Genomic DNA, 24399 nt, shown 5'->3' with positions numbered 1-24399 from the left:
AGAGGTGCGCCCTCAGTCCTCGGGGAGGGCGAGCGGCGCGAGCTCGTCGAACAGGTCGCCGGGGCCCGGGTTGGAGGGGTCGGTCCCGCCGCCGAAGTGGTGGACCACGCCCCACACCGCGTTGAGCGCGGTCTGCACGGCGCCCTCGGCCCAGCCCGCCGTCCAGGACACGTCGTCCCCGGCCAGGAACAGGCCGCGGTGGCGCTCCTCCAGGGCGTCCTGGCGGAAGTGCGTGAACAGGCGGCGCTGGTAGCGGTAGTGGCCCGGCAGGTTGGCCTTGAACGCGCCCATGAAGTAGGGCTCGTCCTCCCACGACACCGTCACCGGATCCCCGGTGATGTGGGAGCGGATGTCCACGCCCGGGTAGATCTTGGACAGCGACGAGAGCATGACCTCCAGGCGCTCGTTGGCCGACAGCGGCAACCACTTGAGCGAGTCGTCGCACCAGGTGTAGGACATGCAGACTGCTGCCGGGCCGTCCGGGTCGGACCCCTCCAGCAGGTAGGTGCCCCGGGTCATGCGGTCGGTGAGCGTCATGCTCATGACGTCGCGGCCGGTCTCGGGGTCCTCGTCCCGCCAGAACGCGCGGTCCACCGGCACGAACAGCTTCGAGGACTCCATGTAGTGGGTGCGCTCGATCGCCGTCCAGTGGTCGATGGGCAGCAGGTCCTCGTCGCAGTCGATCTTGGACAGCATCATCCAGCTCTGCGCGGTGAACACGGCCGCCGGGTAGGTGCGGGTGGAGCCCGAGGCGTCGGTGACCGTGATGTTGCCAGCCGGGGAGCCCTTGGCCGCGGTGCGGCGCAGGGCGGTGACGGCCGGACGCGGGCCGCCCTCGTGCAGCGAGGCCAGGGTGGTGCCCCGCGCCCAGTGCACGAGCTTGTCCGGGGCGTCCTCCCACAGGCGCAGCGGCAACTGCTCCACACCGCCCACGATGCCCATGTGGTCGTCGTCGGCACCGGTGTAGGTGACGCGCAGGATCTCCAGGATGGAGTTGGGGAAGTCGGTGTCCCAGCCGCCGGTCCCGAAGCCCACCTGGCCGAAGATCTCGCGGTGGCGGAAGGAGGCGAAGGCCGGGGAGTCGCACAGGAAGCCGTAGAAGGTCTGGTTGTCGAGCCGGGCGACCAGCTCGTTCCAGATCTCCTTCTGGGTGGCCACATCGCGTTCGCGGATGGCCTTCTGCATGCGGGTGTGCTGGACGCTGTCCAGGGCCGCGTCCCAGGCGCGGGCCACCTCGCGGTAGACCTCGGGCAGGTCGTCGAGGGAGGTGGCGTAGTGGGACCGCCCCTTGAGGTCGACCACGGTGCTGGGGGTGGCCGGGGAGAGCGGGTTGGGGAACGGCGTCGTCTCCAGGCCCGCGCGGTCCACATAGTGCCAGAAGGCGGTGGAGGAGGGCGGGAAGCGCATGGCGCCCATCTCGGCGACCACGTCGTCGGGGCAGCCCGCGAGCTTCTCGGTGCGCAGCCGCCCGCCGATGCGGTCGGCTTCGTACACGACCGGCCTGAGCCCCATCTTCATCAGCTCGTAGGCGGTGACGATCCCCGACAGCCCGCCGCCGATGACGGCGACCTCTGTGCCGTGGCGCTCCGCCGGGACCTGCCCGAGCCCGGCCGGGTGGTCCAGGTAGGCGTCGTAGGCGAACGGGAAGTCCGGCCCGCACATGTTCAGCGGCGTGTCCTGCGCGGGCGCGGCACCGGCGGCCGTGGGCACTGCAGACGTCATTCTCCAACCCCTCCTTCGTGGGTGCGGTCCGGCGGGGAGGCCGGTGGTCGTCCGTGCGCGGCGGCACGGGTCTTCATGGCGGATCGACGGCTCGGGCGGCGCGGACGGGCCCGCCCCGGCACGGGCGTGTGGAGGGCGGGCGGCGCGGCGCCGCCCGCCTCAGGCGGTGAGCGTCCGGTACAGGGCAGGACGGCGGTCGTCCAGGTAGGACTGCTCTCTGCGGGCGCGGGCGGAGGCGTCCGGGTCGACGTCGCCGACCAGCAACTCCTCGCCGGGACCGGCCCGCAGCGTCTCGGAGCCGTCGGGCGCGAGCAGGGTGCTCAGCCCCGCGTAGCGCAGGTCGCCCTCGGCGTCGCAGCGGTTCACGTACGCCAGGTGGATCTGGTTCTCCAGGGCGCGTACCGGCACGATCCGCTCGGCCACCTCCGTGAAGGGCAGCATGAGCGCGGTGGGGACCAGGAGGAGTTCGGTGCCGGCGAGGGCGTGGGCGCGTACGGTCTCGGGGAACTCGACGTCGTAGCAGACCAGCAGGCCGACGCGGATCCCGTCGAGGTCGGCCTGGACCACCGGCTCCGCGCCCGGGGAGAACGCCCCGCGGTCCAGGTCGCCGAACAGGTGGGTCTTGCGGTAGGTCCTGCGGGCGCCGTCGGAGTCCACGAACTGGACGGCGTTGTACACGGCGCCGTCGGCCTGCTCGGGGAAGCCGTGCACGATGGCGACGCCGGTGTCGGCGGCGATGGCGGCGACGGCGTCGCTGAGTGGGCCGTCGCGGGGTTCGGCGAGCCGGACCAGGACGTCCGGGTCCAGGTTGTAGCCGGTCAGGGACATCTCGGGTCCCACGAGCAGGCGGGCTCCGGCGTCGGCGGCGGCTCTGGCGCGGTCGGCGAGCCGGTCGAGGGCGGCGGCGGGGTCCGCCCCGGGTCCGGTGCCCTGGTCGAGGGCCACGCGCAGGGGTCCGCGTGTCACTGCCTCTCACCTCGCTTTTCTCCGTCGTCTCGGGGCCGCGTCCACTCTAGGTGGGCGAACGCGCCGAAACAGTGCGCCGATCCGGAGGATTCCCGCGTCTTTTCCGCGAGGTGCCGCTGTTCCTTGCGCCTGAGGGCGCTTTGGTGCGGCATGTGGTGCGCCGGACCCTTTCCGGGGACACACGAGGGGGCCGGGGGGATCTCCCCGGCCCCCTCACGCGCGGCTCCCGAACGGTCCGGTTAGGAGCGGACCCCGCTGGTCTCGGAGCCGGTCTCCAGTGCGGAGCGGCGCATGCTGTAGGCGAAGTAGACCGCCACGCCGACGGCGAGCCAGACCAGGAAGGCCACCCACACGCTCGTCGACATGCTGAACATGAGGTAGGCGCAGGCCAGCACACCCAGGACCGGCGTGACCGGCGCCCCCGGCACGCGGAAGGCGCGCGGCAGGTCGGGCCTGCTGCGGCGCAGCACCAGGACGGCCACGTTGACCAGGGCGAAGGCGAAGAGGGTGCCGATGGCGGTGGCGTCGGCGAGCGGCCCGAGCGGGACCAGTGCGGCGAGCAGCGCGATGAGCACGGAGGTGATGATGGTGTTCGTGCGCGGGGTGCCCTTGGCGTCGAGGGTGGAGAAGGCCTTGGGGATGAGCCCGTCTCGCGACATCGCGTAGAGGATGCGGGTCTGGCTGTAGAGCACGACCAGGACCACGCTGGCCAGGGCCAGGACCGCGCCGGCGGCGAAGATGACCGCCCACACGGGGGTGCCGGTGACAGAGGTCAGGATGCCCGCCAGGGAGGTCTCGCCGTCGACGAAGCCGGTCCAGTCGAGCGCGCCGACCGCCGCGAAGGCGACCAGGCAGTACAGCGCGGTGACCAGGATCATCGCGAACATGATCGCCCGGGGCAGGTCGCGCTGCGGGTTCTTGGCCTCCTCGCTCGCGGTGGAGACCGAGTCGAAGCCGATGTAGGAGAAGAACAGGGTGGCGCCCGCGGCGCTGACACCGGCCATGCCCATCGGCATGAACGGGGCGAAGTTGCCGTCCTGGACGGCGGTGATCGCGATGGCCACGAACATCACCAGGATGGCGACCTTGACGGCGACCATGACCGCGTTGACGCGGCTGCTCTCGCGGACCCCGGCGAGCAGGGCGAACATGGACAGCAGGACCACGACGGCGGCGGGCAGGTTGATCACGCCGCCCTCCAGCGGGCCGGCGAGAACAGCGCCCGGCAGGGACAGGCCGGTGGTGAGCTGGAGGAGTTCGTTGATGTACTCGCCCCAGCCGACACCGACCGCCGCGACCGACACACCGTAGGTGAGCATGAGGCACCAACCGCAGACCCAGGCCATGAACTCGCCGATGGTGGCGTAGCTGTAGGAGTAGGCGGAGCCGGAAGCGGGGATCATTCCGGCCATCTCGGCGTAGGCGAGCGCGGAGAACAGCGCGGTGATCCCGGCGAGCACGAACGAGAGGATGACGGCCGGGCCGGCGACGGGGACGGCCTCGCCCAGCACGACGAAGATGCCCGTGCCCAGAGTGGCGCCGATGCCGATCATGGAGAGCTGCCAGAAGCCCATGTGCCGCTGGAGGCCGCTGCCCTCGGAGTCCTGGGTCTCGGCGACGAGCCTCTCGATCGGCTTGCGCCTGGTGAGGCGCTGCCTCAGCGCGGGCGCACCGCCCGGGCCTGCGGACCCGCGGGTGTCCGCCGGGCTCTTCTGGTCCACCACGTGTTCACTCCTCGTTCATGTACGTGGGCACACCGCTCCCCCGGAGGATGTGCGGTGGGGGCGGGGGGTCGGCCGCCGCGCGTCCGGGCGGCCCGAAGCCCTCAGCAACGGTAGCCGCGTTATCCACGTAACATGACCCACATCCGTTGCGTCTGTCCGCTCGAAGCGGCGGGATCGTGCGTGGCCGCACAAGGAAACGCAGGTTCCTGTGATCGACGCCATACAAAATCACCCTGGGTGACCACTGCCGCGTCGGACAGAGAACAGGCTGGTCAGGAGCGCGCGGCCAAGCCCCGGGCTTGGCGCGGGGCCGCGTGCGGCCGCGGCAGGAGGGCGGGCCGCAGGTCCGGGTCCGCTGCTCCGGCGCCGCGGGGCCGGGCGGACCGGAAGCAGGTCCTGGTCAACTGCACCGCGCACGCGAACGGCCGCGCCAGCCCTCGAAGGGGTCGGCGCGGCCGTCGGAGGCGGCGGTGGGCTCAGCCCGCCACTGAGACCGTGGGCGCGCCCGGCTCGGCGTCGGACTCGCCCATCTCCTCGGCGATGCGCATGGCCTCCTCGATGAGGGTCTCCACGATCTTGGACTCGGGCACGGTCTTGATGACCTCGCCCTTGACGAAGATCTGGCCCTTGCCGTTGCCGGAGGCCACGCCCAAGTCGGCGTCGCGGGCCTCGCCGGGGCCGTTGACGACGCAGCCCATGACGGCCACGCGCAGCGGAACCTCCATGCCCTCCAGACCCGCGGTGACCTCCTCGGCGAGCGTGTACACGTCCACCTGGGCCCGGCCGCAACTCGGGCAGGAGACGATCTCCAGGCCGCGCTCGCGCAGCCCGAGCGACTCCAGGATCTGGTTGCCGACCTTGACCTCCTCGGCGGGGGGCGCGGACAGGGACACGCGGATGGTGTCGCCGATGCCCTCCGAGAGCAGCGCGCCGAAGGCCACCGCGGACTTGATGGTGCCCTGGAAGGCGGGACCGGCCTCGGTCACGCCCAGGTGCAGCGGGTAGTCGCAGGCCTCGGAGAGCTGACGGTAGGCGTTGACCATGACCACGGGGTCGTTGTGCTTGACCGAGATCTTGATGTCGCGGAAGCCGTGCTCCTCGAACAGCGAGCACTCCCACAGCGCCGACTCGACCAGGGCCTCCGGCGTGGCCTTGCCGTACTTCTGGAGCAGCCGCTTGTCCAGCGAACCGGCGTTGACGCCGATGCGGATAGGCGTCCCGGCCTCACCGGCAGCCTTGGCGATCTCGGCGACCTTGTCGTCGAACTTCTTGATGTTGCCCGGGTTGACGCGCACGGCCGCGCAGCCGGCGTCGATCGCCTGGAACACGTACTTGGGCTGGAAGTGGATGTCGGCGATCACCGGGATCTGCGACTTCTTGGCGATGATCGCCAGGGCGTCGGCGTCGTCGTTGGTCGGCACGGCCACGCGGACGATCTGGCAGCCCGCGGCGGTCAGCTCCGCGATCTGCTGGAGGGTCGCGTTGATGTCGGAGGTACGGGTGGTCGTCATCGACTGCACGGACACCGGGGCGTCCCCACCGACGGGAACGTTCCCGACCATGATCTGCCGCGTCTTGCGCCGGGTCGCGAGCGGGCGCGGCGGTGCGGCGGGAATACCGAGATCGACGGTCACGCTTGATTCACCTCGTCTGCCGCCGAGGAGGGGGCGGCACTTGATTCGTCCGTTTCGGGAATTGGGTGTCCGGCGCAGCGCGCGGGTCCGCGTCCGGGGATCACCGTGTCCGGCGGCCTTGGCCACGCCGTCGTTCCCGGATCGCGCCCCCAGGTTACCCGTACCCGGGGGCGTGCCCGGCACGGGACGCGGACCGGGGATACCGGGGTGAACGCCCGGCGCCGCGGGGGTGTCCGCCGCCCGTCGGGCGTTCACCGCGGCGGTGGACGGGAAGGATCCCGCCCGGTCGGTCCGGCGCGCCGGACCGACCGGGCGGGCGGAACCCCGTCCCGGCGGCCGGAGGGCCGCCGGGACCGGGGGTCAGCCGAAGAGCCTGACCGGGTTGAACAGGTCGGCCACGAGCAGGACCACGCTGAACACCAGGAAGCAGGCCACGACCACGTAGGCCACCGGTGTCAGCATCGCCACGTCCACCGGGGCGGGCTCGGGTCTGCGGAAGAGCCTGGCCCAGCCGCGCTTGATCCACTCCCAGATGGCACCGGCCATGTGACCGCCGTCCAGCGGCAGGATGGGCACCAGGTTGAAGGCGAACAGGAAGAGGTTCACCCCGGCCAGGATCTGGATCATGATCGCGGCCGTGTCGGCCACGGGCAGGCCCTGGGCCATGATCTCGCCGCCGATGCGGGAGATGCCGACGATGCCCACCGGGGAGTCCTGGGTGCGCTGCTCGCCGAGGAACGCGGCGGCGAACACGTCGGGCACCTTGCCGGGCAGGGAGATGAGGGCCTCGCCGACCCCGACCATCATGCCGCCCATCTCGGCGGCGGACTCGGCGAGGGTGAGCGGGGCGCGCTCGGTGGCGAAGACGATGCCGAGGAAGCCCACGACCTCGGTCTGGTAGACGCGGTAACCCTGCTCGTCGTAGAGGGGCTCGCCGTCGGCGTCGGTCTCGTAGACGAACTCGCCCTCGGCGTCGCGGGCCGGGAGCTCGTTCTCGACGATGTCGACGTTCAGCGGCAGCCGCTCGCCGTCGCGCTCGACCACGATCTCCGTGTCGCCCATGGCCTCGCGGATCTGCCGGTTGGCGGTGCTCCAGTCCGGGGTGGACTCGCCGCCGACGGAGACGATGACGTCGCCGGGCAGCATCCCGGCCTCGGCGGCGGGCGTGGGCGGGGCGTCCTCGCAGTCGGTGGCGGAGCTGCCCGCGGGGACCACGCACTCGCTGACCGTGGCGATCTGGGTGGTGCTCTGCGGCACCCCGATGCCCATGAACAGCACGGCGAGCAGGATCGCGGCCAGGACGACGTTCATGCCCGGACCGGCGAACATCACGATGAGGCGCTTCCAGGGGGCCCGCTGGTAGAACTGCCGGTCCTGGTCCTCGGGGGACAGCTCGACGTAGGACGCCTCGCGGGCGTCCTCGGCCATGGCCCGCCAGCGCGAGAGCTTGCGGGAGCTGTCGTCGGCCCTCTGGCGCGAGGGCGGGAGCATGCCGACCATGCGCACGAACCCGCCCAGCGGGACCGCCTTGACGCCGTACTCGGTCTCGCCCCTGCGGACGGACCACAGGGTCTTGCCGAAGCCCACCATGAACTCGGTGCACTTGATCCCGAACATCTTGGCCGTGGCCATGTGTCCCAGCTCGTGCCAGGCGATCGAGAACAGCAGGCCGAAGACGAACAGGACGATCCCGACCACGGTCAACAGGGCGACCATGCATCTCTCCTCAGGGCGGTGTCAGGCCTGGCGCGCGAGCAGCTCGCGCGCACGCGTGCGGGCCCAGGTGTCAGCGGCGTACACGTCGTCCAGGCTCAGGTGTCCTCTGTGGGAGGACGCTCCCCCGGCACGTTCTGTTCGCTGGTGCTCCGAGACTACCCGGGAGACGGTGTCCATGATGGCCGGGAACGCGAGGTTTCCCCCGAGAAAGGCGTCGACCGCCTCCTCGTTGGCCGCGTTGTAGACCGCGGGCGCGGTCCCGCCCGCGGCGCCGACCTCGCACGCCAGGCGGACGGCGGGGAAGGCCTCGTGGTCCAGCGGCTCGAAGGTCCAGGTGTGGGCGCGGGTCCAGTCCATGCCGGGCGCGGCGTCGGGCACGCGGTCGGGCGCGCCGAGCCCGTAGGCGATGGGGATCATCATGCTGGGCGGGCTGGCCTTGGCGATCGTGGAGCCGTCCACGTACTCGACCATGGAGTGGACGACCGACTGGGGGTGGACGACCACCTCGATCCGGTCGAAGGGCACGTCGAACAGCAGGTTGGCCTCGATGACCTCCAGCCCCTTGTTGACGAGGGTGGCGGAGTTGACGGTGATGACCGGGCCCATGCTCCACGTGGGGTGGTCGAGGGCGTCGGCGGGGGTGACCGAGGCCAGTTCGCGGCGGCCCCGGCCGCGGAAGGGGCCGCCGCTGGCGGTGACGACCAGGCGGCGCACCTCGTCGCGGCGGGCGTGGACGTGGCCCTGCGCGAGGCTGGCGAGTTCGTCCTCGGGCAGGTGGGGGAAGCACTGGGCGATGGCGAAGTGCTCGGAGTCGACCGGGATGATCTGGCCGGGCCGGGCGAGTTCGCGCACGAGCGGCCCGCCGATGATGAGGGACTCCTTGTTGGCCAGCGCCAGGGTACGCCCGGCGCGCAGCGCGGCGAGGGTGGACTCCAGGCCCAGGGCGCCGGTGATGCCGTTGAGGACGACGTCGCACTCGCTCCCGGCCAGCTCCGCGACCCCCTCCGGCCCGGCCAGGACGGTAGCGCGGCTGCCGTGCCCGGCGAGGGCGCGCGCGAGTTCGCCCGCGCGGTCGGGGTCGGCGACGGCGACCAGCGGGACGTCGAGCTCGGCCGCCTGCTTGGCGAGCAGGTCCACGCGCCCGCCGCCCGCGGCCAGGCCCACCACGCGGAAGCGTCGGGGGTTGCGCTGGACGATGTCGATGGCCTGGGTCCCGATCGAGCCGGTGGAACCGAGGATCACTGCTGTTCGCTGTTCTTCTCGCACACTCCCCATTGTTCCGCAATCCGCCGGGCGGAGTACGGGGCCTGTGGACAGACCGGGGCGGAACGCGGGCCCGGGGCGCCGACCGCAGGCGGCGGCGGGACCGTGCGTCACCGGGTCCTTACAACCGGTGCCCGGTGACCTGGCTCAACCCGTGAGTAAGTTGCCCCCGGTCGGAACGGTCCGCCGGACGGCGCGTCGAGGCGACGCGAACACGGCCCGGTGGGGACACCGGGCAGGAGGGTCCCCGCGAGGCGCCCTCCCGGGCCGCCTCCGGCGCACCCCCGCGCCGGAGGCGGCCCCTTCTTCCCCCGCCGCGCACGACACAAACTCAAAGTAGCCATCTGACTACCGAAAGTGTGCGAGGATGCTCGTCATGACCTCGTCCACCGCACACAGGATTCTCGCCCCCCTCGCCGCCGCGGCGGTCGCCGCCGGGGGCCTCTTCCTCGCCGGACAGCTCCCGGCTCCCGCGTCCGCCGTCACCCAGGCCATCCACTCCCCCGCGGTTCCCGCGCAGGAGGACCGCGAGGCGCTGTCGCACGTGACGGGGCTCTCCCACCAGAGCGGCGCCGTGACCGGCGACCAGCACCGGGCCGTGCTGGACTACTGGACCGAGGAGCGCATGGCCGCAGCCGAGCCCATCACCGGCCTGGTGGAGGACGTCCTCACGTCCGCCGAGGGCGGGACGGCGCCGGACGGGGGAGTGGAGCGCCAGGCCGCGCCGCGCTCCGACAGCGAGGGCGAGCGCTGGACCTCGGGCGGACTGGTCACCAGGACCACCGGCAAGGTCTACCTGACCATGGACGGGCGCGACTTCACGTGCTCGGCGTCGGTGGTGGACTCGGCGAACCGGAGCACCGTGGTCACCGCCGGGCACTGCGCCAAGGACGGCCGGGGCTCGTGGGCGCGCAACTGGACATTCGTGCCCGGCCACGCGGACGGGGAGAGCCCCTACGGCCGGTTCACCGCCAGCGACCTGCTGGTGGCGCCCGAGTGGTCGCGCCGGGCGGACGACAGCTACGACTTCGCCATGGTGGTGCTCAACCCCGACGGGGGCGCCACCGTCCAGGAGCGGGTGGGGTCCCAGCGGATCGCGTTCGACGCCTGGACCGAGGACAAGGTGCGCGAGGGGGTGCAGGTGTACACGTTCGGGTACCCGTCGGCGTCCCCGTACGAGGGCAGGCACCTGCACTACTGCTCGGGCCGCACCGAGCCCGACACCGGCGGCACGACGGCCAACGGGGTGCGCTGCTCCATGACGCAGGGCTCCAGCGGCGGCCCCTGGTTCGCCGGTTTCGACACCGGCACCGGCCGGGGCACGATCACCTCGGTGGTCAGCTTCAAGTACGCCGACGACCGCAGCGTCCAGTACGGCCCCCGGCTCGGCCAGGAGGCACGCGAACTGTACGAGCAGGCCGCCCAGCTGTAGTACCCGCCGGACGAGCGGTGTCCCCCGGCCCCCGTGGCGCGGGGGACACCGCTCGTTCCGCGTCCGGGGCGGCCCCCGTCGGTCCTACAGGTCGATTCCGGTCAGAACCAGGACCCGCTCGTAGGACAGGTCGGTCATGGCGGCGCGCACGCCCTCCTTGCCCGCACCCGACCCCTTGACGCCGCCGTAGGGCATCTGGTCGGCCCGGAACGTGGGCACGTCGCCGATGACCACGCCGCCGACCTCCAGCTCGCGGTGGGCGCGGAACGCGGTGGGCAGGTCGCGGGTGAACACGCCCGCCTGGAGCCCGAAGTCGCTGTCGTTGACCGCGGCGAAGGCGGCGTCGGTGTCGGCCGCGCGCTGGAGGACCAGCACCGGGCCGAAGACCTCCTGACGCACCACCCGGGAGTCGTCCGGGGCCTCGGCGAGCACGGTCGGCGCCACGGTCACGCCGTCGCGCGTGCCGCCGGTGAGGAGGTTGGCCCCGGCGGTGACGGCCTCGTCGATCCAGGAGGCCACGCGCTCGGCCGCGGCCTCGTCCACCAGCGGGCCCACGTCGGTGGCCGGGTCGGCGGGGTCGCCCACGCCGAGGGCCTCCACCCGCTCCACCAGGCGTGGGACGAACTCGTCGTACACGGCGTCCTCGACGATGACGCGCTGCACGCCGATGCACACCTGTCCGGCCTGGTTGTTGCCGAACAGGGCCACCCGCTGGGCCGCCCAGTCCAGGTCGGCGTCGGCGAGCACCACGGCGGCGGCGTTGCCGCCCAGTTCCAGGGTGACGTGCTTGTGCGGGGCCAGGCGGGGCAGCTGCCAGCCGAAGGGGCCGCCGGTGAAGGAGATGACGGGCAGGCGCTCGTCGGTGATGAGGGGGGCGGCGCGGTCGTTGGGCATCGGCAGCACGGACACCATGCCGCCGGGCAGGTCGGTCTCGGCGATGATCTCGCCCAGGATCAGGGCGGTCATCGGGGTGGCGGGGGCTGGCTTGAGGATGATGGGCGCGCCGACGGCGATGGCCGGGGCGACCTTGTGGGCGACGAGGTTGAGGGGGAAGTTGAACGGCGAGATGCCCAGGACCGGCCCCTTGGGGACTCGGCGTACCAGGGCCATGCGGCCGGTGCCGCCCGGGTCGGTGTCCAGGCGCTGGAGCTCACCGCTGTCGCGGCGGGCCTCCTCGGCCGCCCAGCGGAACACGGACACGGCGCGTCCGGCCTCGGCGCGGGCCCACTTGATCGGCTTGCCGCTCTCGGCCGTGATGGTGCGGGCGATCTCCTCCGCACGCTCGCCGATGCGCCGGGAGACGTGGTCGAGGGCGTCGGCCCGCACGTGGGCGGGCAGGGCGGCGGCATCGGTGGCGACCGCGTGCGCGGCCGCCACCGCCTCCTCGATCTGCTCGGCGGTGGGCACGGAGACGGTGCCCGCGTCCTCGCCGGTGTAGGGGTTGACGAGGGTGATCTCGGTGTCGCCGGTCGCGGCGGTGCCGGCCAGCCAGAACGGACGCGTAGACATGCCCGTGACGCTAGTGCCCCCTTCTCCCGGCACGCCTTGTCCACCGTTGCCAATACGGACTCGGGAGTTGGCCACAGTGGCGCAAGAAAGTCGCGTACACGGCTCCGCGCTCCGAACAGGGGCGACAGCGGGGGGTGTACACAGGGGTGACGGGCGGTATCGTCTGAGGATCAGACAGCCTGACCGGGGATCTTTGGTCGGCCGACTGGCGCCGGCGATCTCCTTCGTCCACAGTGGTGAGGAGTGCGCTGCCAGCGCGTTCGGCCGGACCCTCGGGTCCGCCACCGCCGACGGGATCCCGGGAGTGCCCATTGCCGCTTGTCTACCGCACGCTCGTCGCGGTCCCGGAGCACGACGGCGATCTGGTCGCCGTCACCTCGACGATCCTGTCGCGGTGGTTGAGCAAGCGCGGCAACTCGGGCGCGCGCGTGGACTTCTCCGCGTCGGGGCGCCACGAGCTGAGCAACCGCTCCCGCGCCCTGGTCGTGCGGCACGACAACCCCGACGAGGGCCTGTCCTTCCTGCGACTGACCACCGAGTCCGACAAGACGGACGGCGTGTGGCGGACGGTCGCCACCACTGTCGTGGACCCGGCGCTGTCCCCGTGGCGGTACGTGTGGATCGACATGACCGTAACCCCCTCCCCGGCGGGTGAGGGCTCCGAGCAGCCCCGGCTGGACGTCATGCCGCCCGAGGCCGCGCGCATGCTCCTGGAGGCGGTGCACGGCCACGACGGCGGCCACCCGATGCCGCCCGCGCCCCGGATCGTGCGCGGGCGCGACGACGACCTCGTGGACACGCTCGTGGACACGATCCGCGACCCCCTGCGGCGCATGGCGGTGGTGGCCACCGGTTCGCCCCGCGACGTGACCGTAGCCGACTGGCGCGGGGCCATGGCCGGGGCGCTGGCGCGCTGCACCGGCATGTGCTCGGGGTACGTGCTCGACGACGCCGCCCTGGAGCGCGTCGGCGCGCTCCTGCCGCCGGGCCTGGACGTCCCGCCCGGCGGGGTGCGCACCTTCTTACCCGGGGTGGACCCGCACGACGAGGCGGACGCCGCACGCCACCCCAGGATGAGCCCGGCCACGCTGGACACGGCGCGCGACGGCGAGCGCATCCGCAACTGGGTGGGCGCCGCCCTCTCGCGGCGGGTGCGCGACAACGCGCTGGAGGTGAGCCTGCCCGATCCGCTCCAGGCCGTGGACGCGCTGCTGGAGGAGGAGACCGACGACCTGCGGCGGTCCGGGCCCGGCACGGCGCGGCCGCGGGTGAGCTTGCCGGCGGCCCGGGGCGCGGCCGCCGTGCACCAGGCGGCGCAGGGCGGGGCCGGGTCCGCCGGGACCGCCTCGGCGCTGGAGCGCGAGGCCCTGGAACAGCAGGCCCAGCGGCTGCGGGAGGAGGTCACCCGCCTCGGCGCGCGGGTCAGCGAGCTGTCCGAGGAGCGCCACGGACTCCTGGCCGAGACCGCCGACCTGAGCGAGGAGCTCGACACCGCCCGCGAACAGGCGCGCGCCGCCCGCTACGAGGCCCGATGGCTGCGCGAGCAGGCGCGCGAAGCCGGGCTGTTCCGGTTGGCCGCGGCGCCCGCGCCGATCGACCCGCAGCGGCGGCCCCCGGTAAGCGTGCGCGAACTGCTGGATCGGATCACCGACGACTCGGTCCTGCCGCACCTGTACTTCACCATCGAGGACGCCACGGTCTACGAGTTGTCCGACAGCCGCAAGGAGTCCCTGTGGGTCACCCGCGCGTGGGAGGCGCTGCTGGCCCTCAACGACTACGCGCGCTACCAGTTCGACAATCCCGGCACCGGACTGGGCTTCCACTCCTACCTGCGCGAGACCCCGGACGGGTACCAGGTGATCCCCATCAAGCGGTTGGCCTCGCAGGAGTCGGACCACGTGCGCAACCGGGGCAAGCTCAACGACAAGCGCCTGTTCCGGGTTCCCGAGGAGGTGGAGCCGAGCGGGCGGCTGCCCATGTACGCGCACATCAAGCTCGACATCGAGTACGGGATCTGTCCGCGGCTGTACTTCTACCCCCACCTGGGGCCGGGCACCACGAACCGCGTGTACATCGGCTACCTGGGCCGCCACCTGCCCGTGCAGCAGTCGAACTGAGCCCACCCGGGCGGGCGGACCGGATCCGGACCGCGCCGCGAGGGGTCTACCCCCCGGTGAGGCGCAGGATCTCGTCGACGACGCGCGCGAGCGGCCTGGTGGCGTCGACGACCGTACCTTCCCGGGGAACGTCCTCCTTCGTCCGGTGCAGGCGCGCGATGAGGTCCCGTTCGGCCTGCCTGCCGCCCCACTCCCCCTCCGGTCGCCCGTCGAGCCGACGGCGCAGCGTCCCCGGGTCGATCTCCGGGACGAACACGCCGGCGAAGAGGTCGACGAACTCCGGGAAGTTCCTGGAACCGCCGCAGAAGAACGCCACCGCGCTGCCCCGGTCGGCGGCCGGGGACCTGACCCTGTCGACGTGCCGGAGATGGTGCTCGCGCCGCCGCGGTTCCGCGCGGACCGAGGTCTTGCCGGTGCCGGAGACGCCCTCGACCAGATAGTCGCGCACGCCCATCGCCGGAGCGTACAAGAACGCGTGCGACGTGACGCGGGGGCGGGGGATCCCGAGGCGCGCGTACCCTGGGGGCCGTGACGGAAGCGAGCACACGGGCACTGGCGGCCCTGACCGAGGAGCGGTGGCGCGAGCGCGCCGAGCGGCACCGCGACCGCGTGGACGCGCTGGTCGGGGATCACCTGCGGCGCCGCCGGGAGGGCGTGCGCCACCCGGTGGAGGACTTCCTGTTCACCTACTACAACCTCAAGCCCGCGCAGCTGCGGCGCTGGCACCCGGGCGCGGGGACGGTGCTGCTGGGCGAGGGCGCCCGCGCCCGCCTGGACGAGCGGTTCTACACCGCGCTGCCCGGGGGCGCGGTGGGCCTGGACACCGCGGCGTTCCTGGCGGCGCGTCCGGTGCTGGACTTCGTGGAGCGGCTGCTGTCGTCGGTCGCCGGGCGCCCCGCCCACCTGGGCTGCTTCGGGCTGCACGAGTGGGCGATGGTGTACCGGGCCGGAGAGGTGCGGCACGGACAGGTGCCGCTGCGGCTGGGCCGGGAGGGCACCGACCGGGTCGTGGAGACGCACCGGATCCGGTGCTCGCACTTCGACGCGTTCCGGTTCTTCACCGACGCCGCGCGCCCGCTCAACACGCTCCGGCCCAGCCGGGAGCGGCAGGACGAACTGGACCAGCCGGGGTGTCTGCACGCCAACATGGACCTGTACAAGTGGGCGTACAAGCTGACCCCGGCGGTGCCCTCGGAGCTGGTGGTGGACTGCTTCGAACTCTCGCGGGAGATCCGGACGCTGGACATGCGCGCCTCCCCCTACGACCTGGCGGCGTGGGGGTACGCGCCGGTGCGGATCGAGACCGCCGGGGGAAAGGCGGAGTACATGGAGGCGCAGCGGGGGTTCGCCGAGCGCGGCGCGGTGCTGCGCGGGCGGCTGCTGGAGGTGTGCCGGGCCCTGCGCGCGGCCTGAAGTCCGCGGTCGGCCGGACGCTCGGTCGGCGCGGAGGCGGCCGCCGACCGGCCACCGGCCACGGGTGCGCCGGATCACCCGCCCTGTGGCGGGGGGCCGAGGCCGCAGGAGGGGGCTCCCCCGGAGAGGGGGATGCGGTGGCGGTTGGCGGCCACCCAGCGGTAGGCGGCCCGGTTGAGCGCTCGCAGCAGCGGAAGGCGCGCCAAGCGGCCCAGCGGCCGGGTGAGCGGGCGCCCGTGCAGCAGGAGTTCGGCGACGGCGTCGCCGCCCGAGAAGCGGCGCCCGTCCGCGTACACGAACCAGGCGCTGGCGCCGGTCTGCTCCGGTGTCAGCCCCGCGGAGTCCAGGTCGAAGTCCTGCCAGGCCACGAAGCTGCTGCGGGCGCGCAGCCGGTCGCGGGCGAAGACCACCGAGCGCTTGCAGAAACCGCAGTCGCGGTCGTACAGGAACGCCCCGGTGCCGGGGACGGTGTTCAGCGAAGGCCTCATACCGTCATCGTGCCCGCGCGCGGGCGTCCTCTCCCGGTTCCGGCGGAAGTTCCCGCCGCCCGCCGCGCACGGGACGCGCCCATCCGGGGCTTCGCGCCCCTGCGTGAGCGACCGCACAGCCGCCCGCGTGCGCGGCGCCCCGCCGCACGCTTTTCAGTGCGCGCCGGTGTCGCGGGCCGCCCGGGCCCGCGCGGTCCGTTCCGCGCGCCGCACACCCAGGAGCAGCAGCACCAGGCCCGCGCCCATCGGCGCCAGCATCGCGGCCGCCTGGAGACGGATGTCGTCTGCGAAGAAGGGGGTCAGGACGACGGACAGTGCCATGACCGCCCCGGAGGCGATCGTCCAGTGCCCGGCCAGGGCGTGCACGGTGTACCAGGCCTCGTCGCCGGAGAGGGTGTAGGTCGTGCGGATACCGAACAGCAGGTTGGGCCTGATCAGCCCACGAGCTCCCAGACAGCCCGAAGCGATCAGGACCACCGGGGCGACCGCCAGGAGCGCCATGATCAGGACCATGGTCCAGCCGGTCAGGGGTTCGGTGCTGTCGGACACGGCGTCTGCGAGGAACGGCGGCAAGGGGGATCCTTCCATCGGAGCGCCGGGAACGTGGGTTTCCCGTTCCGGCGGGTGACGGGTGTTCCACGATAACCACGCCGTCTCCGGGAGCCGCCGGGACCTTCGCCGGGGCGGGGACGCCGAGTGAGGACCGACGCGACGGGGTACCGGTCGACGTCACGGAGCCGGAGGACGCCAACACCCGGACCGCCGCACGGTGGCCAGGCACGGGGGGCGGCAGTCCGGATCCCGGACGGCCGCCCCCGCCGGTCGGCTCAACCGGTGCCGTGCACGATGCGCTCGGCCATCTCCTCCCTGGGACGGATCTCGCCCGAGAGGATCTGCTCGGCGTAGTGGCAGGCCACCCTGTGGGTGCCGCCCCCGGCGGTGTTCCCGACCGGGCGCAGTTCGGGCCGCTCGGTGTCGCACCGCTCCTCCTGCCGCCACGGGCAGCGGGTGTGGAAGCGGCAGCCCTTGGGCGGGTCGGCGGGCGAGGGCAGGTCGCCCGCCAGCAGGATGCGCTCGCGGCTGTCCTCCACCTGCGGGTCGGGGACCGGCACCGCCGACATGAGGGAGCGCGTGTACGGGTGCATCGGCGTCTCGTACAGGTCGTCGCTGGAGGCCTCCTCCACCAGGCCGCCAAGGTACATCACCCCGACCACGTCGCTGACGTGGCGGACCACGGCCAGGTCGTGCGCGATGACCAGGTAGGTCAGCCCCAGTTCCTGCTGGAGGCTCTCCAGCAGGTTGAGCACCTGTGCCTGGATCGACACGTCCAGCGCCGACACCGGCTCGTCGCAGATGATGAGGTCGGGCTCCAGCACGAGCGCGCGGGCGATGCCGATGCGCTGGCGCTGGCCGCCGGAGAACTCGTGCGGGTAACGGGTGAGCGCCTTCGCCGACAGGCCCACCCTCTCCAGGGCGTCGACCACGCGCCTGCGCTGGTCCTCGAGGACCAGGGCACGGCGCTCCCTGCCGCCGGAGGGGCCCTCCCCCGGCGGCGGGCCGCCGATCCCGTGGGTCTGCAGTCCCTCCAGGAGAATGGAACCGATGTTCTGCCGGGGGTTGAGGCTGCCCAGCGGGTCCTGGAACACCATCTGGAGGTTCTTGCGCTGGCGGCGCATCGACTCCTCGTCCAGGCCGGCCAGGTCCTGTCCGCCGAAGAGCACCTCGCCCTCGGTGACGTCCACCAGCCGCAGCACCGCGCGGCCCAGGGTGGTCTTGCCGCAGCCCGACTCGCCCACCAGGCCGTAGGTCTGGCCGCTCTCGATCTCCAGGCTGACTCCGTCGACCGCGCGCACGTGGCCGACGGTGCGGTCGAAGAACACCCCCCTCCTGATGGGGAAGTGCACCTTGAGGTCGTTGATCCGCAGCAGGCTCATCCCCGCTCCTCCTCGTCGTCGCCGTCCGGACCGCCCGGGCCGTCCAGCGTGGGGCGGTCGGCCGCGTCCGCGTCCCGGACCGGGTTCACGCACCGGTGCACGTGTGCGGCCGCCGGGCTCTCCCCGGACCGGCCGCCCTCCTCCACACCCGCCGCGGCGCCCACCGCCACGAGCTCCGGCGGCCCCTGGAGGCACTCCATCGTGTAGTGGTCGCAGCGGGGCGCGAACGCGCACCCCTGCGCCCAGGCGATGTTGTCGTTGACCGACCCCCGGATGGGGGTGAGCCGCTCGCCGCGCGGGGCGTCCAGCCGGGGGATGGAGCCCAGCAGGCCGACCGTGTAGGGGTGGGTGGGGTCGGCGAACAGCGGCGCGCGCGGCGCCGTCTCCACCGCCCGCCCCGCGTACAGGACGTTGATGTCGTCGCACAGCCCGGCGACCACACCCAGGTCGTGCGTGATCATCAGCAGGGCGGTGCCCTCCTCGGTGACCAGGTCCCGGAGCAGTTCCAGGATCTGCGCCTGGATGGTCACGTCCAGGGCGGTGGTGGGCTCGTCGGCGATCATCACCCTGGGGCGGCAGGCCACCGCCATGGCGATGAGCGCGCGCTGGCGCATGCCGCCCGACAGTTGATGCGGGTACTCGCGCAGCCGCCGGGCGGGGTCGGGGATGCCCACCCGGTCCAGCAGGTCGGCGGCCTCCTTCTCGGCCGCCGAACCGCGCATCCCCCGGTGGCGGCGCAGGATCTCGGTGACCTGGCGGCCGATGGGCACCACGGGGTTGAGGGAGCTGAGCGGATCCTGGAAGATCATCGCCAACTGGGAGCCGCGCAGGTCGCGCATCCGCTTCTGCGACAGCTTCAACAGGTCGACGGGGCCGTCGGGCAGCCGCATGACGGCGCTGCCGCCGACCCGCACCCCCCGGTCCGGGAGCAGGCCCATGAGGGCGAGCGAGGTGACGCTCTTGCCGCAGCCGGACTCGCCGACCAGGCCGGTCACCCGGCCCTCCTCCAGGGTGAAGGACACCCCGTCCACGGCCCGCACCTCGTCGGAGCCGCGGCCGCCGAACACCACGGACAGCTCGTCCACCGCCAGCAGCGGCGTGCTGGAACTCATGTCACTTCCTCAGCTTGGGGTCGAGCGCCTCCCGCATCGCCTCACCCAGCAGGGTGAAGCCCAGGGCGGTGACGATGATGGCCAGCGCCGGGTACACGGCCAGCTGCGGCGCGCTGGACAGGAACCGCTGGGCGTCGGCGAGCATGGTCCCCCATTCGGGGAAGGCCGGATCCGGGTTGCCCAGGCCCAGGTAGGACAGGGCCGCGGCGTCGATGATGGCGGTGGCCAGGGTGAGCGTGGACTGCACGATCACCGGGCCGAGCGAGTTCGGCAGGATGTGCACGAGGGCGATCTTGTGTTTGCGCACGCCCAGCGCACGGGCGGCCAGCACGTACTCGCGGTTGCCCTGGGAGAGCATCGCGCCGCGCAGGAGGCGGGCGAAGATGGGGATCTGCGCCACGCCGACCGCGAACATGACCGTGGTCAGGCTGGGGCCGACCAGGGCGGCGATGGTGACCGCGAGCAGCAGGGTGGGCAGCGCCAGCATCATGTCGATGACGCGCATGACGGCGTTGTCCACCTGACGCCCCCAGCGGCCGCCCAGGACCGCGGCGGCCCCGGCCGCGCCGCCGAGCAGCGCGCCGACGCCGAAGCCGACCAGGGTGGCGACCACGCCGACCAGGAGGGTCTGGCGGGCGCCGATCACCATGCGGGAGAACTGGTCGCGGCCGAGGTTGTCCAGGCCCAGCCAGTTCTCGGCGCGCGGGCCGACGAAGACGTTGCGGTTGGGGAAGACCTCGCCGCCCCAGCTCTGGGAGACGGGGTCGTAGGGCGCGATGAGCGGTGAGAACAGCGCCACGACGAGGAACACCACGACGATCACGGCGCCGGTGATGGCCATGGGGCTGCGGCGCATGCGCTCGAAGGCGGTGCGCCAGATGCCCGCGCCGTGTTCGCCCTCCTCGCGCTGGCCCATGAGTTCGGCCAGCCGGTCCACCCTGGCCGCCTTGCGTCCCAGGAGGGGTGTGCGCTGGGCCGCGGCGCCCTCGGGCTCAGGGGCGCCCGCGGGCTCGGACCGGTGGTGGGGGCTCGGTGTCGTCGGCATCACTGGGCCCGCACTCTCGGGTCGAGGAGGCTGTAGGAGATGTCCACCAACAGGTTGATGAACACGTACATGGTCGCGATGAGCAGGATGAACCCGGTCAGGACCGGGTAGTCGCGCCCCTGCGTGGCCGCGTAGACGAACGAGCCGATGCCGGGGAAGGCGAAGACGCTCTCGGTGAGCACCGCCCCGGCGAACAGGCTTCCGGTGAGCAGTCCGACGGAGGTGACCACGGGGAGCATGGCGTTGCGCATCACGTGGCGGGTGCGCACGGTGTTGCGGTGCAGCCCCTTGGCGTTGGCGGTGCGCACGTAGTCCTCGCCGACCACCTCCAGCACGCTGGCGCGGGTCATCCGGACGATCACGGCGAGCGGGATCGAGGCCAGCGCGATCCCGGGCAGCACGAGGTGGAGCAGGGCGTCCCACACCACGTCGAGTTCCCCGGTGCGCAGGCCGTCGAGGACGACGAACCCGCTGAGGTCGGTGCGGATCAGGCCCGGGGAGAGCCGGAAGGCGGAAGGGAACATCCCGAGCCGCTCGGCGAAGACCACCTTCAGGATGAAGGCGAGGAAGAACACCGGCGTGCAGATGCCCAGGAGGGATCCGCCCACGGCCGCGAAGTCCAGCACGGAGCCGCGCCTGCGCGCGGCGAGGTAACCGAGGGGGACTCCGACGGCGACCGCGATAAGCATCGCAGTGACCGACAGTTCGAACGTGGCCGGGAAACGGGTGAAGAACTCCTCGGTGACCGGCCGTCCGGTGGAGAGCGAGGTCCCGAGGTCGCCCTGGAGGATACGGCGCAGGAAGGCCAGGTACTGAACCGTGACCGGTTCGTCCAGGCCGAGGGAGCGACGCAGCGCGGCGCGCTGTTCGGCCGTCGCGTCGTCGGGGAGGAGGGCGTACTCCGGTCCGCCCGGCAGCCGTTGCAGCCAGACGAACAGCAGGATCGACAGGCCGCCCAGTGTCGGGATCAGCTGGAGGAGACGCCTGACGATGAATCGCAGCACCTTCGCCGCCTTTCGCCAGTGGTGGGAACGATGGACGCGAAGCGTCCCCCGCCGGATCGCGGCGGGAGTTCGAGCGGGTGGTTCGGACGAGGGGCCCGGTCGGCGCGCGGGCGGCGCGCCCGGCCGGGCGGTGCCTCGGCTCCGGGGCGCGCGGCACCGGACGGGCCGGGGCCCGCCCACGGGCAGTGGGCGGGCCCGACCGGCGGCCGGTCGGGCCCTTCCCCTCCCCGTGGGCGGGGGGACTACTTCCAGGAGGCCTCGGCGAACTGCTCCTGGGTCAGCGGGCTGACGTTGGGCGGGTTGACGTTCGCGGAGAAGGCGATGGACGGCGGGGAGCTGGAGATGGGCAGCCCCGGCAGGATGTCCATGATCTGGTTGTTCAGGTCCTGGTAGGCGGCGACGCGCTCCTCCTGGTCCGGGTTGGTGCTCGCCTCCTCCATGGCCTCGAACAGGTCCTCGTCACGGAAGCCGAACTCGCTGTTGTACTGGGAGAACCAGGTGCCGATGAAGTTGTAGGCGTCGTTGTAGTCGCCGGTCCAGCCGAGCAGGTACAGCGGGCACTCGCCGGAGTTGGTGCGCGGGATGTACTCGGTCCACTCGTAGGTGACCGGCTCCACGGTGACGCCGACCGCCTCCAGGTCCGCGGCGATGACGTCGAAGATGTCGCGCGGCGCGGGCATGTAGGGGCGGGTGACGTCGGTCGGGTAGCAGAACTCCAGGGTCAGGTCCTCCTGCCCGGCGTCCGCCAGCATCTCCTGGGCCAGTTCGGGGTCGTACTCGTAGGTCTGCACGTCCGGGGACCAGCCGTCGAGGGTGTCGGGGTGGAACTGGGTCGCGACCTCGCCGCCCTCGGGCAGGATCGTGTCGACGATGCGCTGGCGGTCCACGGCGTGGGCGAGGGCCCGGCGCACCTCCAGGTCGGCGAGCGCCTCGCTGGCCTCCTGCTGGTAGGCCATGTACAGGACGTTGAACACGCCGCGGGTGGGCACCTGGAAATCGGCCTCGGTCAGGGGGGCGACGTCGGCGGGGGCGACCAGGTCGTAGCCGTGGACGTCACCCGCTTCCAGTGCCTGGCGGCGGGCGGTCTCGTCGGGGATCGCGCGCAGGATCATCGTCTCGAAGCCCGCGGCCTCGCCCCAGTAGTCGTCGAAGCGCTGGAGGGTCACCTCGGCCTGGTCGTGGTCCCACTCCTGGACCGTGAAGGGTCCGGTGCCCGCGACGGTTCCGGCCGTCTGGGTGTACTCGGGGAGGGTGAAGTTGCCCTCCTCCCCGGTGATCTCGGCGTCGGCGATGGCCTCCAGCGTGGTGGGGCTCATGATGCCGAACGAAGCGAGGCTGAAGCCGCCGGGGAAGATGGAGGAGTACTCGTCGATCGTGATGACCGCGGTCAGCTCGTCGGAGGCCTCGCAGGAGGTGTACCGGGGGTCGGCGAGGTCGTCGCTCTCGTTGTCCGCGAAGCCGCCGAAGATCGACTGCCAGTAATAGGAGTTGTTGGAGCTCTGGAAACCGCCGGTGAGGTTGTACCAGCGGTCGAAGTTGGCGCAGACCGCCTCGGCGTTGAACTCGTCGCCGTCGTGGAACACGACGCCGTCGCGCAGGTGGAAGGTCCAGACGGTGCCGTCCTCGGACTGCTCCCAGTCCTCGGCGAGTCCGCCGACGATTTCGGTCCCGCCCGATTCGTGTTCGAGAAGGGTTTCGAAGACCTGCCTGCTGTAACGGAAGGTCTCACCGTCACTGGTGAGGAAGGGGTCGAGGGTTTTGATGTCGCCCGCGGAGGCGAAGACGAAGGGCTCCGACGCGTCGGTCCCCCCGCCATCGCGGTTACTCTCGGCACACGCTGTGGCCACCAGCGTGAGCGCGGCCGCGGAGGCCAGGAGGGCCAACGGCTTTCGGAAAGGCTTCCTGAACATGGTCCACCTCAGTGCGGGGCCCGGCAGGCCCTGGAACGATTGAGTGGACCCTAGACCGCGCCGAGAGCGGCTGTGAAGATAGACAGCTGGGTATTAATACAACCGTTTCCCATCTGTGCCGTGATCCATGGGCACATTTTCGGATACGAGTTGTCGAACAGATGAACGCACTATCACGTGAGACTTCACGGCAACACCCCCGTAACACGGGAAAGAGGATTCCCCCGACACCTGATATCCGATGATCGGATGAAAGAATGTGTTCTCCGGGCTCGCGGGCCCGCCCCGGAGCCCGGACACCGGTGTCGGCGGAGCCACCGGGCGGGCCTATGATCTGCCAATGACCACACCGCTTGACGACGCGGCGCTGACCGCGTTCCTCGAGGGCCAGGAGGCCTCCTGGCTGGCCGAACAGCTGATGCTGGTGGCCGACGAGGATCCCATCACCAGGATCCGGCTGACCGCCGCGGCCGGATCCGAGAGCGCAGTGGACGAGGCGCGCGCCGCCGTCCTCGCCAGGGTCGTGGCCCACCTGCCGCAGGAGGCCGCCCAGTCCCCCGACGACGGCGACGCCCTGCACCGGGCGCTGGACCTGCTGGACGACCTGGCCGACTACGGTTTCGAGGACGAGTCGGCCGACATCGCGGACGAGGCCAGGGAGATCTACCTGGGCCGTCACGGGGAGGACGACAGCGACCACCTGGCGCGGTTGCACGCGGCCGCCGACGGCGAGGACGACGAGGAGTAGCGCGGGAGGGGGACGACGGCGCGCCGTCGTCCCCCTCCCCCTTCGGGTGCGCGCCCGGCGGGACGCGGGCTGCGGCCGCCCGACCGCGAGGGGCGGGGCGTACCGCCGGGCCGGCCAGCGGGCGCCGGACCCCCTACCGGCCGCACCAGCGGTGGACCTCGGTGCTCCACAGCGCGATGTTGACGACGATGGCGGCGACCGCCACCACGACCGAGGCCAGCAGCAGCTGCGTGTCCACCAGCCGCGCGGCCGCGTACAGACCGGCCACGGCGACCCCCATTCCGGCCGCGGCGACGACCTGGGCGGTGCGCCACAGGGCGTTGCCGCCGCGGCGCACCGGAACGGACAGGGCCCCCAGGGCCACGCCCGCGAGCGCGGCGGTGACCATCAGAGCGCGCAGGCCCTCTGCGGCGTCCCCGTGCGCGCCCGAGAGCGTCCGGTCGGCCGCCAGGTAGGCCAGCAGGCCGTACGCGGGGACGGCGACCAGCATCAGGGCGAAGGTCTGGCGCACGTCGCGCGGGGGCCGCACACCGGGGCGGCGCTCCGCGAGGAGGCCCGCCGCGGAGGAGCGTGCGGTCCCGAGGATCCGGGAGGCGGGGGACACGGGGGACGAGACGGGGTTCGACATGCCGAACAGCGTCCCGTTTCGGGAGGAACCACGC

20 protein-coding genes are annotated in these 24399 nt (G+C 72.3%); 4 read left to right on the top strand and 16 right to left on the bottom strand.

Annotated features, from left to right (window positions below):
- Nucleotides 1-12: 12 nt before the first annotated feature.
- The 6 genes from ABD54_RS04985 to dxr all read right to left on the bottom strand — a co-directional run bounded on the left by ABD54_RS04985 (nucleotide 13) and on the right by dxr (nucleotide 9004).
- Entirely contained in the window at nucleotides 13-1722 is a 1710-nt protein-coding gene (locus ABD54_RS04985) for an NAD(P)/FAD-dependent oxidoreductase (protein ID WP_047868243.1), read from the bottom strand.
- Nucleotides 1723-1881: 159 nt separating this feature from the next.
- Nucleotides 1882-2688: a carbon-nitrogen hydrolase family protein gene (locus ABD54_RS04980; protein WP_047868242.1), complete on the bottom strand. Its 807-nt coding sequence runs from the start codon at nucleotides 2686-2688 to the stop codon at nucleotides 1882-1884.
- Between the two features lie 239 nt (nucleotides 2689-2927).
- Nucleotides 2928-4412 carry an amino acid permease gene (locus ABD54_RS04975; protein WP_047868241.1) on the bottom strand — a complete coding sequence of 495 codons (1485 nt, stop codon included), beginning with the start codon at nucleotides 4410-4412 and terminating at the stop codon, nucleotides 2928-2930.
- 476 nt (nucleotides 4413-4888) lie between these two features.
- On the bottom strand, nucleotides 4889-6046 hold the full coding sequence (gene ispG, locus ABD54_RS04970) for a flavodoxin-dependent (E)-4-hydroxy-3-methylbut-2-enyl-diphosphate synthase (protein WP_047868240.1): 1158 nt from the start codon (nucleotides 6044-6046) through the stop codon (nucleotides 4889-4891).
- 360 nt (nucleotides 6047-6406) lie between these two features.
- Nucleotides 6407-7762, bottom strand: a complete 1356-nt coding sequence (locus tag ABD54_RS04965; protein ID WP_047868239.1) for an RIP metalloprotease — start codon at nucleotides 7760-7762, stop codon at nucleotides 6407-6409.
- 21 nt (nucleotides 7763-7783) lie between these two features.
- Nucleotides 7784-9004, bottom strand: coding sequence for a 1-deoxy-D-xylulose-5-phosphate reductoisomerase (gene dxr / locus ABD54_RS04960; protein ID WP_047868238.1), 1221 nt, complete (start codon nucleotides 9002-9004; stop codon nucleotides 7784-7786).
- A 397-nt stretch (nucleotides 9005-9401) separates the two neighbouring features.
- Between dxr and ABD54_RS04955 the strand changes: the two genes are divergently transcribed.
- Nucleotides 9402-10457, top strand: coding sequence for a serine protease (locus tag ABD54_RS04955; RefSeq protein WP_047868257.1), 1056 nt, complete (start codon nucleotides 9402-9404; stop codon nucleotides 10455-10457).
- An 84-nt stretch (nucleotides 10458-10541) separates the two neighbouring features.
- Here ABD54_RS04955 and ABD54_RS04950 read toward each other — a convergent pair whose 3' ends face one another.
- Nucleotides 10542-11966, bottom strand: coding sequence for an aldehyde dehydrogenase family protein (locus ABD54_RS04950; protein WP_047868237.1), 1425 nt, complete (start codon nucleotides 11964-11966; stop codon nucleotides 10542-10544).
- Between the two features lie 311 nt (nucleotides 11967-12277).
- On the opposite strand from ABD54_RS04950, the gene ABD54_RS04945 reads away from it, so the two are divergent.
- A complete protein-coding gene (locus ABD54_RS04945) occupies nucleotides 12278-14083 on the top strand; it encodes a hypothetical protein (protein ID WP_047868236.1) in 1806 nt (601 codons plus the stop codon).
- 46 nt (nucleotides 14084-14129) lie between these two features.
- Here ABD54_RS04945 and ABD54_RS04940 read toward each other — a convergent pair whose 3' ends face one another.
- The gene (locus ABD54_RS04940) at nucleotides 14130-14537 is read right to left on the bottom strand and encodes a hypothetical protein (RefSeq protein ID WP_047868235.1); all 408 of its coding nucleotides are present in this window, start codon (nucleotides 14535-14537) and stop codon (nucleotides 14130-14132) included.
- 74 nt (nucleotides 14538-14611) lie between these two features.
- Between ABD54_RS04940 and ABD54_RS04935 the strand changes: the two genes are divergently transcribed.
- Complete coding sequence (locus ABD54_RS04935) at nucleotides 14612-15496, top strand: hypothetical protein (RefSeq protein ID WP_047868234.1); 885 nt, start codon at nucleotides 14612-14614, stop codon at nucleotides 15494-15496.
- 74 nt (nucleotides 15497-15570) lie between these two features.
- Here the strand turns inward: ABD54_RS04935 and ABD54_RS04930 are convergent, their stop codons facing one another.
- From ABD54_RS04930 to ABD54_RS04900, 7 genes are all read right to left on the bottom strand, one after another.
- Complete coding sequence (locus ABD54_RS04930) at nucleotides 15571-15984, bottom strand: thiol-disulfide oxidoreductase DCC family protein (protein ID WP_047868233.1); 414 nt, start codon at nucleotides 15982-15984, stop codon at nucleotides 15571-15573.
- 153 nt (nucleotides 15985-16137) lie between these two features.
- Nucleotides 16138-16557: an SdpI family protein gene (locus ABD54_RS04925; protein ID WP_053063544.1), complete on the bottom strand. Its 420-nt coding sequence runs from the start codon at nucleotides 16555-16557 to the stop codon at nucleotides 16138-16140.
- A gap of 254 nt (nucleotides 16558-16811) precedes the next feature.
- Nucleotides 16812-17918 carry an ABC transporter ATP-binding protein gene (locus ABD54_RS04920; RefSeq protein WP_047868231.1) on the bottom strand — a complete coding sequence of 369 codons (1107 nt, stop codon included), beginning with the start codon at nucleotides 17916-17918 and terminating at the stop codon, nucleotides 16812-16814.
- The gene (locus ABD54_RS04915) at nucleotides 17915-19030 is read right to left on the bottom strand and encodes an ABC transporter ATP-binding protein (RefSeq protein WP_047868230.1); all 1116 of its coding nucleotides are present in this window, start codon (nucleotides 19028-19030) and stop codon (nucleotides 17915-17917) included. The genes ABD54_RS04920 and ABD54_RS04915 overlap by 4 nt, the downstream gene beginning before the upstream one ends.
- A 1-nt stretch (nucleotide 19031) precedes the next feature.
- Nucleotides 19032-20075 (bottom strand): ABC transporter permease, encoded by a 1044-nt coding sequence (locus ABD54_RS04910; protein ID WP_047868256.1) that lies wholly within the window; start codon nucleotides 20073-20075, stop codon nucleotides 19032-19034.
- Nucleotides 20075-21079 (bottom strand): ABC transporter permease, encoded by a 1005-nt coding sequence (locus ABD54_RS04905; RefSeq protein WP_047868229.1) that lies wholly within the window; start codon nucleotides 21077-21079, stop codon nucleotides 20075-20077. The genes ABD54_RS04910 and ABD54_RS04905 overlap by 1 nt, the downstream gene beginning before the upstream one ends.
- A gap of 242 nt (nucleotides 21080-21321) precedes the next feature.
- On the bottom strand, nucleotides 21322-22989 hold the full coding sequence (locus ABD54_RS04900) for an ABC transporter substrate-binding protein (protein WP_047868228.1): 1668 nt from the start codon (nucleotides 22987-22989) through the stop codon (nucleotides 21322-21324).
- A 340-nt stretch (nucleotides 22990-23329) separates the two neighbouring features.
- Here ABD54_RS04900 and ABD54_RS04895 point away from each other — a divergent pair, with 340 nt between their 5' ends.
- Nucleotides 23330-23737: a hypothetical protein gene (locus ABD54_RS04895; protein ID WP_047868227.1), complete on the top strand. Its 408-nt coding sequence runs from the start codon at nucleotides 23330-23332 to the stop codon at nucleotides 23735-23737.
- Nucleotides 23738-23870: 133 nt separating this feature from the next.
- Here the strand turns inward: ABD54_RS04895 and ABD54_RS04890 are convergent, their stop codons facing one another.
- A complete protein-coding gene (locus ABD54_RS04890) occupies nucleotides 23871-24365 on the bottom strand; it encodes a hypothetical protein (RefSeq protein WP_053063543.1) in 495 nt (164 codons plus the stop codon).
- Nucleotides 24366-24399 lie beyond the last annotated feature (34 nt).

Origin of the sequence: Nocardiopsis sp. RV163 (genome assembly GCF_001029525.1) — a bacterium.
GTDB lineage: Bacteria > Actinomycetota > Actinomycetes > Streptosporangiales > Streptosporangiaceae > Nocardiopsis > Nocardiopsis dassonvillei.
Note: the sequence above shows the minus strand (reverse complement) of the source record. Positions and strands in the feature narration are given on the sequence as shown.